This is a genomic window from Phaeobacter sp. 11ANDIMAR09 (genome assembly GCF_001294455.1).
In the GTDB taxonomy this organism is placed as follows: Bacteria; Pseudomonadota; Alphaproteobacteria; order Rhodobacterales; family Rhodobacteraceae; genus Pseudophaeobacter.
The window spans coordinates 66,410-80,082 of record NZ_LIKT01000008.1 but is presented as its reverse complement, the minus strand read 5'-3'; the positions used below and the strand labels follow the sequence as shown (position 1 = coordinate 80,082).

The window sequence follows — 13,673 nt, the reverse complement described above, 5'->3', positions numbered from 1 at the left end:
TGTGCATATTGTATCCAATCCTTCCTTTCTGCCCCAAGGCAAACGCCGCGTCTAGCCTTTGCTGTGCCGCAGCTGGGGCTGGCCTTTGCGGCAAGGCTGGGCTATTTCGCCTATATACCCGACGGGCGATGGGCCCCTGGGCATCTGTACCGAAAGGCTATCAGCATGAGCTTTGAAACACCGGGGCCGGTCGAGGCCCGTTTGCGCGCGGCGATCAGCCCGATTGAAGAGATCATCAATGAGGCCCGTGCCGGGCGGATGTTCATCCTGGTCGATCATGAGGACCGCGAGAACGAAGGCGATCTGGTGATCCCGGCTCAGAGCGCAGATGCGGCAGCGATCAATTTCATGGCCACCCATGGGCGGGGTCTGATTTGCCTGACCCTGCCTGCTGAGCGGATCGATGAGCTGGGCCTGCCAATGATGGCAATGCATAATTCCTCGCGTCATGAAACCGCCTTTACTGTCTCGATTGAGGCGCGCGAGGGCGTCTCCACCGGCATTTCCGCAGCCGACCGTGCCCTGACCGTCGCCACGGCAATCGACCCTGAAAAAAGCGCAGCAGATATCGCCACCCCTGGCCATGTCTTCCCGCTGCGCGCGCGGCGCGGTGGGGTACTGGTACGGGCTGGTCACACCGAGGCGGGCTGCGACGTGGCACGCCTGGCCGGGCATTATCCTGCCTCGGTGATCTGCGAGATCATGAACGAGGACGGCACCATGGCCCGCCTGCCGGATCTGGTGGATTATGCCGAGAAGCATGGTCTCAAGATTGGTACGATCTCTGACCTCATCACCTATCGCGCCCGAAATGATAACTTGGTGGTTGAGACCAGCCGCAGCACGGTTACATCGGAGTTCGGTGGGGAATGGGATATGCGGATTTTTACCGACCAAACCCATGGCGTTGAACATGTTGCTTTGATCAAGGGCGATATTGCCTCTGGTGGTCCGGTGCTGACGCGCACCCATGCACTGCACGAAGCCTCCGACATTCTGGGGCTTGGCCCTAAGCCGGTTAAGGAGTTGCCGCGCGCTATGGAGTTGATCGCAGCAGAGGGGCGCGGTGTGGTTTGCCTGTTCCGCGAGCCGCGACACTCGCTCTATGCGCCAGAGGAGGAAGGGCCGCGTACCATCAAGAACACCGGCCTGGGGGCCCAGATTCTGTCAAGTCTGGGCGTCGAGGAGTTGGAGCTGTTGACGGATTCTCCGTCGACGACCTATCTCGGTATTGATGCCTATGGGCTTTCCATTGTCGGCACCCGCCCCATTCTGAAGGAGTCTTGAATATGGCTGGACACGAACAGCACTACATCATGCCGCGCGCTGAATTCGACAAGCCCGTGAAACTCGCCATTGTGATGTCGCCCTATTACAAAGATATCGCAGATAATATGCTGGCCGGGGCAAAGGCCGAGATCGAGGCCGCAGGTGGTTCTTATGAAGTCGTCGAAGTGCCCGGCGCCCTGGAGATCCCTACGGCGATTGCCATTGCGGATCGCAGCTCCAACTTTGATGGCTTTGTGGCCCTAGGCTGCGTCATTCGCGGGGAAACCACCCATTACGACACCGTCTGCAATGATAGCAGTCGCGCCATCCAATTGCTGGGCCTGCAGGGGCTTTGCATTGGCAACGGTATCCTGACGGTTGAGAACCGCAAACAGGCCGAGGTGCGCGCTGACCCGGAAGATCAAAACAAGGGCGGTGGCGCTGCGGCTGCGGCCTTGCATCTTATCGCGCTGACGCGTAAGTGGGGCGCCCAGACCAAGGGAGTCGGCTTTAAGGCGCCTTCCGAAGCCATTCAGCTGGCTGGCACAGAAAACGGACCCCGCACAGCATGACCCATTCGGACAGCGCCCCCAAGGGCAATGGCAAAACCCAGATGAAATCCGCCGCCCGGCTCTATGCCGTGCAGGCGTTGTTTCAGATGGAGCACAGCGATCTGACCTTTGACAAGGTGATTGCTGAATTTGAAAACCATCGCTTTGGCGCTGTGTATGAGGACGCTGAAATGGCCGAGGGCGACACCGGTCTGTTCCGCAAGCTGTTGAAAGATGCGGTGAACTTTCAGGCCAAGATCGATCAGATGACCGACCGGGGCCTGGTGGCTAAATGGCCCATCGATCGCATCGACCCGACGCTGCGGGCGCTGTTTCGCGCAGCCGGGGCTGAGTTCACTCAGTCCAATACGCCACCAAAGGTGGTGATCAACGAGTTTGTCGATATCGCGCGCGCCTTCTTCCCCGAAGGCAAGGAACCAAAGTTCGTCAATGCGGTGCTCGACCACATGGCACGCGAGGCCAAGCCAGAAGCCTTTTGATCCTGCTTCTGCTGCGGCAGCTGTGATTCGTGATGATTTAAAGCGCGCCTTTACCCGGGCGCGCTTTTTCTTTCTTCCCAATTGCCCTGCGCCTCCAGCACGTGCCTGGCCTAGGGTGCGACACTATTTCTGCCGGAAGGCGGGGTTTCTGTGCTGCGAATGCTGGACCTCGCTGGCTTGAGTGCTAGTCTTTATGGGTAACAGAGATGAGGTCGTCATGCCCAAGCTGGTAAAACTCTACATCAAGAATGTTATCATCGGATTTTGCATCGCCGCTGGTTTTGTCGCCATGCTGCTGTGGTTCAATGTGATGAACCTATGGGGGCTGATCAGCCAATCCAGCGATGGGGTGCTGGCTGTGTTCCTGTTGTGGTTCATGAATGGCATCGTTTTTGCCGGGGTTCAGTTTGCCTGGGTCATCATGGCGATGGCCAAAAAGGATGAGGGTCCGCGTGGTGGTACGCCGGTTGCCCATCATTTTGAACCAGCCCCTGTCCGGGCCGAAGCGCCCTCTGGGCAAAAGCGTCAGCTGAGCAAACGCCGCTAAGTCTAGGTGATTGCCTGCACATCGTTGGGGCTAAAACCTTGGCTTCAGACTAGTCGGCACCCTTTACATGTGAAAAACCGCGCGCTCTGAACAGAGTTCGCGGTTTTCATATGTAAAGGCCCGCAGTGGGCAAGTGTGGCGGGACCACCGCGGACGTGCGGTTTTGATTCCCGGGGACCTGTATGTACAGGTGGGCGCCAGATAAACGGACCAGGATCCGAACAGAGCCAGCTCCCGTGGAATTGCTTAAGGCCACTGGAATGCTGCCGGTCACTGAAAGGGCAGAACCCGCCACGCCTCCTAGGTAGTGCCCGGATGCCCGCAACGCAAGAGGCACTGGTTTTGGTGCGGGGGTGTTTTGCGGCTGGTAAGGCCCGGGAGTTACCAGTCTATCAGTGCCCCCAAAGGGTATGCTGCCGTGACAGATGCAGAGGACTTGATTTTTGTTCCCTAATTGTTCACGGTACTTTCATGATGTACTCCACCCGATCCACTGGCCACCCCACTGGCCCTTCCAAGGCGCGGCTCCAGCCAGGGCAGCGCCTGGCCCGAGGTGTGTCGCGTCACCTGCACACGCTGGGCTTTGTCACACTCGAGGAATTTGTGCCAACGCGCGGGCTGCGGGTGGATGTCTTGGGCCTGGGGCCCAAAGGGGAGCTCTGGGTGGTGGAATGCAAATCCAGTCGTGAGGATTTTCAGTCTGACACCAAATGGCAGGGCTATCTGGACTGGTGTGACCGGTATTTTTGGGCTGTGAGCCCGGATTTCCCGGTTGAAGTGCTGCCCCAAGGCACCGGGTTGATTATGGCCGATGACTACGATGCCGAGCTGGTGCGCATGGCGCCAGAAGATCGGTTGGCTGCCCCTCGGCGCAAGAAGCTGACCCAAAAATTTGCCATGGATGCAGCCCGGAGGCTGCAATCCTTGCGTGATCCGCGTCCCGGTCGGAACGGGCAACTCTTTGCTGCGCCTCTGCCCTAGGCTGGACCGGCGAATGACAGGCTGTTTCAGCCTTTGACGAGGCGGGCAGCCTGGGCGGCAGCGCGCATCTCATCCGCGATTTCTTCGGCTTCTTCGGGCTCAAAATCCATCGGAATCTCGATGCCGTCGGCTTCGATAAAGAGCCGAACCATGCCGTGATCGGTGGGGCCGATTTGGATGTTTGCTTCGATATCGCGTTCGGTATTGATACCCATTTTCTACTCCTGCCGCAGATCTAGTGCCAGTCTTTGGTGCTAGCCTGCACTGGGTTGAAAGGCAAGCTGCTCTGGGGTTTGATGGGCTATGGACCCTGTAGCTCTACGCCGATTCGAACCATCAGATTGCCAATGGTTGGTTGCCCGCCACCAGGATCTCTATGCGCGCGACGAAGGCTTTGATGACAGTTTTGGGCCGCTGGTTGCACAGATTCTGCAGGATTTCTGCGAAACCCATGATCCCCATTGTGAACAGGGCTGGATTGCTCATCGCGGTGTCGAGCGTCTGGGCTCGATCTTCTGTGTGCGCCAAAGTGAAACCACAGCAAAATTACGCCTGTTTTTGCTGACACCCGAAGCTCGTGGGCAGGGGTTGGGCAAGAAACTGATGCGTCAATGTATGTCCTTCGCCCGCAGCTCTGGCTACCGCGATATGCGGCTCTGGACCCATGAAAGCCATACTGCGGCCTGTGCGCTTTATGTGGCTTTTGGCTGGCAATTGGTTTCCAGCAAGCCGGTTCACTCCTTTGGGCAGGATTTGATCGAACAAAGCTGGAAAGTTGTGCTATAAAGCTCTTGCGCTTCGGTTTTCTCTAGGCTAAATCGCCCGCAGTGCCGCCTTAGCTCAGTAGGTTAGAGCGCCTGATTGTGGATCAGGAGGTCCCCCGTTCGAGCCGGGGAGGTGGTACCACCAAATCAAAGACTTACCGGTTTTCAAAAATTGTTTCGGAACATGTTTTCGGAAAGTATGATCCGAATTACCCTGAGTTTCTGAGTCGTACCACTCTGTTTGCGTTGTCAGACCTGTGCCGGGAGCAGCGATTTGTAGTCTGAGATTGCAAGTGCTGGGCTGTATCGCGGAATTCGTGTTCACTGACGCCAAGGGATTTTGCCTCAGTAACTGCACCTGCTCTGATGTCCATCATCATGATCTCTTCCGGCACCTTTGCCAATTTGCGCATTCGCTTCCCGGTCTGGTTCCACCCGCTTGTCGTATTGGGGAGGCCTCTGCTGCGCTTGGCAAGAAGGACTGGGCTCACGGCGTTCTGAGGCCATATAGCAAGTAATCGCTCCCGGATCTCTGGAACCGCGGTCAAATCGAACTCTTAGGGCTCTGGCAGCGAGGCCCTCGTTTTCGAGATGAGCTTGGTCATGGTGGTGAGACCAGGATCGACCATGTCCCGAGTTTTCTAATGGGCGTGAGTTTGCAGCTTGGTGCGGACTTGTACCAAGGCAGAAGTCGACCGGTGGGCGACAAATCCTAAGTTGAACCTCAAAAATGGGACAGCGCGATATATGACGATTTCTAATCACAGGCGCAATGGCCGTCATCCGTTGGGCCATCCGGAAAGGTCCACTACCTGGATCACGGCTTGCCAAGATGCTGGTGCGCAAGCCTCGCATGCTGGTGGCGACTGCACTGGCAAACAAGCTTGCCCGTACTGTTTGGGCGTTAACAACCACAAAAGAGAACTATCGAATTCCAACGCTGGCTACATAAGCTTTGCACCATGCGTTGGAGTAAAGCTGCAATGTGAGAAGGGCGAAGGAAAGTAAGGAACAACGGTCATAAGACGGGGGTGGGAAAACCAGATAGAAGCCAGGAGCCACGTGCTCGCATCAACGATTTGGACCCAATCCACGGACGCCATACAGGCCAGCAGTGAGTGAAAGCTGCATGTACAGGCCAGACACACGACTGCGCTGATCACTTGTTCCAAGTAATCTGAAAAACTTCTTGCGTTGAAAGGGGCATCCACACATGGGTTCTACAACCCGCGGAGACGACATTCATCCCTTGGCGGGAAAAGTCCCTTGGCTTTCGAGAGACAGGCTGCCTAACATGAACTGAGAGACCGGAACTTTTGCGTGGTAAGTCCAAACCAAGTGGGTGTCCGCAAGGTACTTGTTTCAGAACAGGCCCAGAAGACAACAACTAAGAACTTAAGAACCTGCACTAGCTAGAAGGAGCAATCCTCGCTATGAAGGAAGATGCGTTCCAATCGCCAGTGACGTAGATTGCGCAGATAGAGATCCTGACAATTGTGCTGCCTAGCCCGGCTTGGCCCAGTCCTCCCAACCGGTGCCAGTGGCCGCAATCGGGCCTTCCCAGGCAAACGGCATTTGATGGATCGATGTGTCCGCCCCGTCAATGAGCAACACAAAGTAAGACGGAGCCATGGGAGCGCCCTTTAGCAATTCCGCTTCGTTGAAATCCGGGATGGACTGGTTGCCGGTCGAAGGTACGCTGGCAAATTGAACCCCGGCAAAACTCCCGTGGATCGGGGCATGCACATGGCCGAAGTGGACATAGTCTAACTTGGCTGCGTGATCCTGGATCAGGTCACGGAAAGGGCCGCGGTCTTCTTCAACCAGGGCAATTTTGTCTACTGCTGGGAGGTTCAACAGCATCGGATTGTGATGCAGAAAGATACGGGCACGGTCGCAGCGAACAAGTTCGTTTTGTAACCATGCGCGACGCGTTTCGCAAAAATGGCCCGCGTGGGTTTGTTCCCCAACACTATCGAGGTAGATGAAGCGCACGTCATCAAGAGTTTCAGCGTGATTTACAAACCCAGCCGTATCAGTGGGATGATCCTTAAAAACGGAGAGGAATGCTCTGCGATTGTCGTGATTTCCGATCATCAGTCGCACTGGTGTTTGCTGACCTGCGATTGCCTGTTGCAGCGCTTCATAGGCCGCCTGTTCACCCCAATGGGTCAGATCACCAGTTATGATGATACGCGCTGCATCAGCATGATGGGTGGCGATATCCGCCAGCGCCTGTTCAAAACGCGCATGGGGGTCCAATCCGCCCATCTCTTCGCCGGGAACTGTCAGGTGAATGTCCGAAATGTGGATGATTTTCATGTGTTTCTGTCCAAAGGAAATGCGGCCGCGCGGGCAATTCCACGCGGCCGAAGTAAAAAGGTCTAGCCGTTTGGCAGCAGGTCAGCGACTTCTTCAACCAGTTCCTGTTGAAGCACTTTCATGTCGGTGGCGTCGCCCGTGACAATGCGCTCGATCCCGTCGTAGATCACCTGGGTGATCGCCAGACCGTTGTCGCCCGGATAGGCCAGCCAGTCGCGCAGCAGTGGCAGCTGATCAACGGCAGTCTGCTTGTTTGGGTTCTGGTCGTAGAAATCTGCTAGGATCACTTCGTTTGCAGCCTTGTTCGGCGGCATGTAACCAGTGGTCTTTGCCACTTCCGCAGCGCCGTCCCCCGAGGTGATGAACTTGAGCCAGGCCCATGCTGCCTCTTGCACCTTGGGGTCGTCCGAAGTGGAGGTCAGCAAGGCGGCGTTGCCACCGGCGGGCAGGCCTTTGGGTGTTTCGCCCATGCCTGGGAAAGGCCCTGTGACCAGTTCAAAATCACCCTGCGAACGCTCAACCGCGCCCAGAGCGGAGGTCGACCAGAACATCATGCCGATGTCACCGGCGGAGAAAGAAGCAAGTGCCGCTTTCCACTCAAGGTTCTGCATTTCACATTTGGTGAAGATCTCTTGCATCTGCTCCATGGCAGCGAGGGCTTCGGGGCTGTCGACGGTCACGTGCCCGTTGTCGACAATCGCTTTGTCCTGGGACCACATCAGGGCCTGCATGAACCAGTTGCCAGTGATGTTCCAACCCCAGAAGATGGGGTTCTCAACGCCATTGGCCTTCATGGTTTCGCAGGCAGAGATCACCTCGTCCCAAGTGGTTGGCAGGGCGTCGATGCCACCCGCGCTAAGTACATCCATGTTGTAATAGCCAACCGGCAGGGAAACTGAGAATGGCAGCCCGTGTACGTTGCCGTCAAAGGTAGACAGGGACAACATGGCATCATGATAGCCTTCTTTGGCAAAATCCGCTTCCTTGGCGATGAAGGGCTCCAGAGATTTTGCAATGCCTTTGTCGACAAGGATCTGCTGACGGTTCAGGCCCTGCATGGTCACATCAGGCAGGTTGCCCGATACGGCTTCGCGCAGGATCGTATTGGTGCCATCTTCATAGGATTCATATGTGGCGCGGAATTTCACCTCGATGTTTGGGTGCGCTTCTTTGAAGGCGGGCATCATCGCTTCGTAAGTCACATCAAACAGATGGCTATAGGGATAGGCAAATTCGATGGTTACGGTGTCTTCGGCGAAAACGGCGGTGGCGCTCAGGGCCAAGGCCATTGCGGTGGCGGTCAGTTTCATGGAATAGTCCTCTCTTGCCGGGTCTTGGAGCCGTTGTTTGCAGACGGAGGCTCCGGGTTTGTCCCTTGCGGGATTTCGGGTTGGGGGTACCTGTGAGGGTGCCCCCAAAATCATTTCATGCCGCTCAATGTGATGCCCTCGATGAAGCGCCGTTGCGCCAGCATAAAGGCCACGATCAGAGGGGTTACGATGACGGTGGCGGTCGCCATCATTGGGCCAAAAAACGAGCCATCGCCGCCGCCCTTGAATTCGCGCAAGCCTAGGGGGGGCGTGAACAGGTCGCGGTTGCCAGTGACGACAATACGCGGCCAGAAATAGTCGTTCCAATGGGCCACGATCGAGAAGATGGCAAAGGCAAGAAGTGCCGGGATCGCCGTGGGCAGCATCACTCGCCAGACAATGGCAAACTCGCTCATCCCGTCCATGCGCGCGGCATCAATCAGATCGTCAGGTACTGTCATAAAGAACTGGCGCATCAGGAAGATGCCAAAGACCGAGATCGTCCAGGGTACCACCAATGCAGCATAGGTATTGGTCAATCCCAGCTTGGCCAGCAGGATGTAGAGCGGCAGGGCTATCGCGTGAACTGGGATCAAAAGGCAAAACAGAACCAGCGCAAAGACCGCATCTCGCCCCCAGAACTTGAGCTTGGCCAAGGCATAGGCCGCTGGCAGGGCCACCACGACCTGGATCAGAAAAATAGATGCGGTTACAATGATGCCATTCATCAAGTAGCGCAGCAGAGGCGCCTCGGTGAAGGCCATAGTGTAGTTGAACACCACCGGGCGCATGGAGCAGTCGGTTTCTGCTTCAGCAACGAGGGCGTCACGAATGCCCCTGTCATTTTGCCCCGGAAACCTCGGAGCCGCGGCGGTGATTTCGGCTCGGCTTGGATCTCTCCGAACAACGCATCGCTCATCAACCATCATCTCTTGGCGGCCAAAGAAACCACCTTCGCCCCGGTCGATTTCTCCTGGCGACTTAAAGGAGTAGCTGACCATCATGTAAAACGGGGCAATGACAACGATCACGCCGAGGATCAAAAGGAGATGTTTCCACCAATCATGGGTCATCAGTAGTGGACCTTTCGTTCCACCAGCCAGCGCTGGATCAGGGTGAGGAACATGACAAATGCGAGAAACACCATGGTGATGGCCGAACCGATACCGATCAGGTTCTGCTGCACGCCTTTTTCAAAAATGGCGAACATCATCACATAGGTGGATTTGTTGGGGCCGCCGCCCTGGGGCCAAAAGGCCTCGATTGTGTCAAAGACCTGAAAGGCACGGATACAGGAGATGGTGACAACAAAAACCGTGGTTGGCCCCAAGGCTGGCCAGGTCACCAGCCGGAACCGCTCCCAGGCGGATTTTGCGCCATCCATTTCAGCGGCGTGATAGAGCTCCCGGTGAACGCTGGTCAGACCAGCAAGGTACAACACCATATTGAAACCAAAGCCTTGCCAGATGCCGATAAAGCTGATGACCCAGATCGCATAACGTTTGTCGCCCAACCAGACCGGGAAGTGCCCGGCACAGCCATTGGCCATGAAGGGCCAGATCCGTTCCAGAAACGTGCCGCAGCCCATTTCAAGCGTGCGATTGATCATGCCAATGGAAGGATGCAACATGAACTCCCAGGCGATAGCCATCGCTAGGAGGGTCGCCATGACCGGCAGGAAGTAGATTGTTTTGTAGGCTTCGCGAAACCGGCCCAGGGAATTGATCAACAATGCTGCCCCCAGCCCCAAGCCAACTGAAATAGGCACGACAGTCACAACATAGGTCAGCGTGGCAGTAAACATTTTTGCATAGGTCGAGCGGGTGAACAGCTTTTCGTAGTTTCGGGTGCCGACCCAGTCGAACCCGCTGTTTCCAAGGGAGTAATTGGTAAAGGACAGCAGGCCTGCGACAAGGATTGGAGCCAGCAGAATTGCCACCATCAGGATCAGGGCTGGCCCTGTCAGGATCCAGGCGGCGCGACGTTCTTTGACGTTGTGGGTTTTTGTTTTTGCAGCCACGGCTTCGTGTGGCACTCCGTCTGCCAACGACATGTCAGGCCACCTCGGTTTTCGATGTTGTGGTTGAGTGGATGTCTCGCACACGGGCTCCAATGGCATCAAAAACCAGGGCTTTGTCAGCGTCGAAATCCAGGCCAACCGTTGCTCCTTGGGCCAATGATGCGCGTTTGTCTGGTGTGGTCCGGAAGGTAATGCGAGACCCAAGGCCGTTCACCTCGACCTGGACAAACATCTCTGACCCCAGGTTCTCGGCATGTACAATCTGACCGCGAAGCGGAGCGTTTCTGTCGGTCAGGAAGAGGGCCTCGGGGCGCAATCCAAGGGAGCCAACACCTTTGGTTCGGCGACCTGTCGTGAGGGAAAGAGGCTGACCCAACAAATGGACCTGTCCGGTCTCGCTGAGTTCGACCGGCAACAGGTTGATTTTTGGCGAACCGATGAACTCGGCCACTTCGATCCGGTCTGGATCATCATAGACTGTTTCAGGTGCAGCACATTGCAGAATGCGCCCGCCCATCATGACTGCGATGCGATCCGACATTGTCATCGCTTCGACCTGATCATGGGTCACATAGACGAAGGTTGCCTTCAGTTGGCGGTGTAGTTGAGCAATCTCAGCGCGTGTCTGAACCCGCAGTTTTGCGTCCAGATTGGAGAGTGGCTCATCCAACAGGAAGGCAGCAGGGTCGCGGACCAAGGCCCGCCCGAGCGCCACCCGCTGTCGCTGCCCGCCGGATAACTGCCCAGGTTTTCGGTCCAGCAGATGGGCGATTTCAAGGATCTCAGCAGCATGGGCGACCTCCTTGGCGATCTCCGCTGCCCGTTGCGCTTTCCCGGGTATTACACCGCCAAGCAAAGGCAATCGTTGCAGAGTGTTCATACGCCGCATCTTGAGCGGCACCGCAATGTTTTCGCCGACACTCAGATGGGGATAGAGGGCGTAGGATTGAAACACCATCGACAGATTGCGATCGGCAGCCCGCTGTCCTGCTACGGAGGTCCCGCCGATTTGCACATCGCCTGAGGTTTGCTCTTCCAGGCCTGCAATGATCCGCAGCAATGTGGATTTTCCGCAGCCAGACGGTCCGACAAGTGAAACAAACTCACCATCCGCAATGTCGAGAGACACACCCTTTAGCACTTCGGTCTCGCCAAAGCGTTTGTTGATGTTTGTGATGCTTAGCCCGGCCATCTGATTCCTCCATCTGACAGGGATGGTTTAGGAACTTGGGCCTTCACTTTTGTGACGTCATATTAGTGAAACTAATGGGGGCTAAGTCGAACCGAAAGAGAGGTCCTATGCGCGCCAACCATCATCAGTTTGTGGCCTTTGCCTATGTGGTTCGGGAAGGTAGCTTTTCAGCCGCCGCTGTGCGCCTTGGCGTCACCCAATCGGCCATCACCCAGCATGTGACAAAGCTGGAAAAACAGGTTGGTTCGCAACTGTTGTTGCGCAGTCGTGAAGGCATTGCACTGACCCGAACGGGGCAGGACCTGTATGATCTGGCAGATCGCCTTGTCACTTTGGATTCTTCGATCCGCGAGCGTCTGGAGGGCTATGAGGCCATGGCGCGTGGACATCTCAAGATAATTGCAAATGCGCCACTTCCGGCTCTACGGGCAATCAGCCAATTTCGCATGGCCTATCCAGACGTAGAAATCGACTTCGCGCTTTATGGTTGGACCACCGCAACCCGGCTTTTGCGCGAGCGGCGCGCGGATGTCGGGTTGATCACTGACGCGCCCAAAATTGATGATTGGGAACGGATACCCGTTCAAAAGACCCGCTACGTTGCATACCTGTTGCCCTCGTCGTCGCTGGCAGATCGGGAGATTTTGAGCTTTGAGGACTTGAGACAGGAAACAGTGATTTTACCAGAAAGCGGGTCATTGACCGAGCGTGTGGTACGGGAGGCTGAAGCCAAAAAGGGCATCCAGCTCCAACGCAAAATAAAAATGACTACCTTTCCCCTCATGTGCGAAGCCGTATTTCAAGGGGCAGGCATTGCCATCTTTCTCGGGAACAGCGGATTAATATCGCGCGGCCTGAGGGAAGTGCCTATAGCGGAGCTCACGGAAACCCATGAAACCGCTGTTGTGGCGCCAAAAGACCGGGCAGGTCTACGGTTGGTGAAGGCCTTTATCGATACGGCGTCGTCTTCGGCCTTTTCTGACCCTGAGCGGTAGAAGTGAATCTTAGCCCCATTTGTCTCGCCTGGTAGGGCTTGTGCCTAGCCACAGTAAAGGTCTGGATTATTGACGCTGCATTGCGGCGCGTTACTGAGCAGTCAATGTCTGCTATGGGCCGTCAGTGTCAAAGCGGTGTTGGACCCTCTAGCCCCAATTTAAGCCGTTCGATCTGCATAGACGTGGAATGTGCTCTTACAATGAATTGAATAGAGGTTTCCCACTTTCTCCCTATGTTCATGGTATGTACTGGGAAATTTTGCGGCTAGAGGGCTGAAAAGGAGGCAAAACCTACAGCCTTGAAAACCGTTGAACGTGAGAGCGTTCCCAGGGTTCGAATCCCTGTCTCCCCGCCACCATATTCTGTATGCTATTAAAACTCGTCTGACACCTTGAACGCGAAGGTGGTTTCAGGCGTTCGAAGTCCTTCATTTCTTGGGTAGAAAATTTGCTCTGCAAAGGCCAAGCTTGCCTCCTAAGATGAAATTGAAGTCCGCCGAGATCGCAGCCAAGAAAACTCTCATGAGTTTGGCAGGAGGAGATCGGCTTTGTTTTATGGAGCGAAAGGTCATGTACTTGATGCCCGCGTTCACTGCGAGTTCCTTTTGTTGCGAGCCCGTCGTCACGCGAGTAGCCAGCAGGTGTTGGTGGATAGCTGTTGCAGAGGTGTTGCTGCGTCGGCATGCGCATTCTGTTTCGCGATAGTTCATGAGATAGTTTTCGCGGAAGTACCTTAACAATCGCATCTAGGAAGTGCTGCATGTTTAAAATTAGGAAAAACCGCAGTGTAAACTTGGGTATGACCGCTCGTAGAATGATCCGATTTGTGGGCAGGTGTCACGCCGCTGCGATGCGCCTGAGCAAGAAATCAACATCCGTGGTTACCCATTTGCAAGAGTGCGCTGGCCAGCGTCCTAAAAACGCCAAATCAATCGCGACAATCACGACCCCACCAGGGGGCAGCGCTCATTCTCCATGGGCATTTCCAAGACTTCCGTGGCTTCCAGCCTGGGAAATCTTCCAACTCCGGCTGCATGAGCATCAAGCCCAACCGTCAGACGAGGACTAAGATCGAAAAATCTGCACCAAAGCAGAAGTGTTGGGTTCTTGATGCGAGCACTTGCGGGGCCATAGTTTTACGTGCGCTCACATTTTCGCGCCGTAGAGCTGTAGGATACGCGGTCTTTCGTTGATCGGCAGCATCTCGTTGACAGTCAAATCA

At 55.7% G+C, this 13,673-nt stretch carries 14 protein-coding genes, 1 tRNA gene and 1 pseudogene; 9 read left to right on the top strand and 7 right to left on the bottom strand.

Going from position 1 to position 13,673, the window contains the following annotated elements; translation table 11 throughout:
• Positions 1–165 precede the first annotated feature (165 nt).
• From ribB to AN476_RS08935, 5 genes are all read left to right on the top strand, one after another.
• Positions 166–1,287 (top strand): 3,4-dihydroxy-2-butanone-4-phosphate synthase, encoded by a 1,122-nt coding sequence (ribB, locus tag AN476_RS08955; protein WP_054461110.1) that lies wholly within the window; start codon positions 166–168, stop codon positions 1,285–1,287.
• Between the two features lie 2 nt (positions 1,288–1,289).
• A complete protein-coding gene (locus tag AN476_RS08950) occupies positions 1,290–1,841 on the top strand; it encodes a 6,7-dimethyl-8-ribityllumazine synthase (protein WP_054460923.1) in 552 nt (183 codons plus the stop codon).
• Positions 1,838–2,320, top strand: a complete 483-nt coding sequence (gene nusB / locus AN476_RS08945; RefSeq protein WP_054460920.1) for a transcription antitermination factor NusB — start codon at positions 1,838–1,840, stop codon at positions 2,318–2,320. The genes AN476_RS08950 and nusB overlap by 4 nt, the downstream gene beginning before the upstream one ends.
• A gap of 217 nt (positions 2,321–2,537) precedes the next feature.
• Entirely contained in the window at positions 2,538–2,867 is a 330-nt protein-coding gene (locus AN476_RS08940; protein WP_054460917.1) for a hypothetical protein, read from the top strand.
• 471 nt (positions 2,868–3,338) lie between these two features.
• Positions 3,339–3,848 carry an MmcB family DNA repair protein gene (locus AN476_RS08935; protein WP_253279867.1) on the top strand — a complete coding sequence of 170 codons (510 nt, stop codon included), beginning with the start codon at positions 3,339–3,341 and terminating at the stop codon, positions 3,846–3,848.
• 26 nt (positions 3,849–3,874) lie between these two features.
• Here AN476_RS08935 and AN476_RS08930 read toward each other — a convergent pair whose 3' ends face one another.
• On the bottom strand, positions 3,875–4,063 hold the full coding sequence (locus tag AN476_RS08930; RefSeq protein ID WP_054460915.1) for a DUF6324 family protein: 189 nt from the start codon (positions 4,061–4,063) through the stop codon (positions 3,875–3,877).
• A gap of 88 nt (positions 4,064–4,151) precedes the next feature.
• Between AN476_RS08930 and AN476_RS08925 the strand changes: the two genes are divergently transcribed.
• The 3 genes and pseudogenes from AN476_RS08925 to AN476_RS23550 form a co-directional block, all read left to right on the top strand.
• Positions 4,152–4,634, top strand: a complete 483-nt coding sequence (locus AN476_RS08925) for a GNAT family N-acetyltransferase (protein WP_054460913.1) — start codon at positions 4,152–4,154, stop codon at positions 4,632–4,634.
• A 43-nt stretch (positions 4,635–4,677) separates the two neighbouring features.
• Positions 4,678–4,754, top strand: a tRNA-His gene (locus AN476_RS08920).
• A gap of 501 nt (positions 4,755–5,255) precedes the next feature.
• A pseudogene (locus tag AN476_RS23550) lies at positions 5,256–5,333 on the top strand (transposase); the annotation flags it as partial.
• A 782-nt stretch (positions 5,334–6,115) separates the two neighbouring features.
• Here the strand turns inward: AN476_RS23550 and AN476_RS08915 are convergent.
• The 5 genes from AN476_RS08915 to AN476_RS08895 form a co-directional block, all read right to left on the bottom strand.
• Positions 6,116–6,934 (bottom strand): metallophosphoesterase, encoded by an 819-nt coding sequence (locus AN476_RS08915; RefSeq protein WP_054460911.1) that lies wholly within the window; start codon positions 6,932–6,934, stop codon positions 6,116–6,118.
• Between the two features lie 62 nt (positions 6,935–6,996).
• Complete coding sequence (locus tag AN476_RS08910; protein WP_054460910.1) at positions 6,997–8,244, bottom strand: ABC transporter substrate-binding protein; 1,248 nt, start codon at positions 8,242–8,244, stop codon at positions 6,997–6,999.
• A 110-nt stretch (positions 8,245–8,354) separates the two neighbouring features.
• The gene (locus tag AN476_RS08905) at positions 8,355–9,317 is read right to left on the bottom strand and encodes a carbohydrate ABC transporter permease (RefSeq protein ID WP_054460908.1); all 963 of its coding nucleotides are present in this window, start codon (positions 9,315–9,317) and stop codon (positions 8,355–8,357) included.
• Positions 9,317–10,297: a carbohydrate ABC transporter permease gene (locus tag AN476_RS08900; protein WP_054460906.1), complete on the bottom strand. Its 981-nt coding sequence runs from the start codon at positions 10,295–10,297 to the stop codon at positions 9,317–9,319. Before AN476_RS08900 ends, AN476_RS08905 begins: the two co-directional genes overlap by 1 nt.
• 1 nt (position 10,298) lies before the next feature.
• Positions 10,299–11,456 carry an ABC transporter ATP-binding protein gene (locus AN476_RS08895; protein WP_054460903.1) on the bottom strand — a complete coding sequence of 386 codons (1,158 nt, stop codon included), beginning with the start codon at positions 11,454–11,456 and terminating at the stop codon, positions 10,299–10,301.
• A gap of 107 nt (positions 11,457–11,563) precedes the next feature.
• On the opposite strand from AN476_RS08895, the gene AN476_RS08890 reads away from it, so the two are divergent.
• Positions 11,564–12,451 (top strand): LysR family transcriptional regulator, encoded by an 888-nt coding sequence (locus tag AN476_RS08890; RefSeq protein WP_054460901.1) that lies wholly within the window; start codon positions 11,564–11,566, stop codon positions 12,449–12,451.
• 428 nt (positions 12,452–12,879) lie between these two features.
• Here the strand turns inward: AN476_RS08890 and AN476_RS08885 are convergent, their stop codons facing one another.
• Positions 12,880–13,161, bottom strand: a complete 282-nt coding sequence (locus AN476_RS08885; protein WP_157063720.1) for a hypothetical protein — start codon at positions 13,159–13,161, stop codon at positions 12,880–12,882.
• Between the last annotated feature and the right edge of the window lie 512 nt (positions 13,162–13,673).

What these genes read in the sequence shown, in the direction of transcription:
- ribB (WP_054461110.1), top strand. Translation starts at nt 166, where the DNA reads ATGAGCTTTGAAACACCGGGGCCGGTCGAGGCCCGTTTGCGCGCGGCG.
- AN476_RS08935 (WP_253279867.1), top strand. Translation starts at nt 3,339, where the DNA reads ATGATGTACTCCACCCGATCCACTGGCCACCCCACTGGCCCTTCCAAG.
- AN476_RS08930 (WP_054460915.1), bottom strand. Translation starts at nt 4,063, where the DNA reads ATGGGTATCAATACCGAACGCGATATCGAAGCAAACATCCAAATCGGC.
- AN476_RS08950 (WP_054460923.1), top strand. Translation starts at nt 1,290, where the DNA reads ATGGCTGGACACGAACAGCACTACATCATGCCGCGCGCTGAATTCGAC.
- AN476_RS08925 (WP_054460913.1), top strand. Translation starts at nt 4,152, where the DNA reads ATGGACCCTGTAGCTCTACGCCGATTCGAACCATCAGATTGCCAATGG.
- AN476_RS08900 (WP_054460906.1), bottom strand. Translation starts at nt 10,297, where the DNA reads ATGTCGTTGGCAGACGGAGTGCCACACGAAGCCGTGGCTGCAAAAACA.
- AN476_RS08890 (WP_054460901.1), top strand. Translation starts at nt 11,564, where the DNA reads ATGCGCGCCAACCATCATCAGTTTGTGGCCTTTGCCTATGTGGTTCGG.
- AN476_RS08915 (WP_054460911.1), bottom strand. Translation starts at nt 6,934, where the DNA reads ATGAAAATCATCCACATTTCGGACATTCACCTGACAGTTCCCGGCGAA.
- AN476_RS08940 (WP_054460917.1), top strand. Translation starts at nt 2,538, where the DNA reads ATGCCCAAGCTGGTAAAACTCTACATCAAGAATGTTATCATCGGATTT.
- AN476_RS08905 (WP_054460908.1), bottom strand. Translation starts at nt 9,317, where the DNA reads ATGACCCATGATTGGTGGAAACATCTCCTTTTGATCCTCGGCGTGATC.
- AN476_RS08910 (WP_054460910.1), bottom strand. Translation starts at nt 8,244, where the DNA reads ATGAAACTGACCGCCACCGCAATGGCCTTGGCCCTGAGCGCCACCGCC.
- nusB (WP_054460920.1), top strand. Translation starts at nt 1,838, where the DNA reads ATGACCCATTCGGACAGCGCCCCCAAGGGCAATGGCAAAACCCAGATG.
- AN476_RS08885 (WP_157063720.1), bottom strand. Translation starts at nt 13,161, where the DNA reads ATGAACTATCGCGAAACAGAATGCGCATGCCGACGCAGCAACACCTCT.
- AN476_RS08895 (WP_054460903.1), bottom strand. Translation starts at nt 11,456, where the DNA reads ATGGCCGGGCTAAGCATCACAAACATCAACAAACGCTTTGGCGAGACC.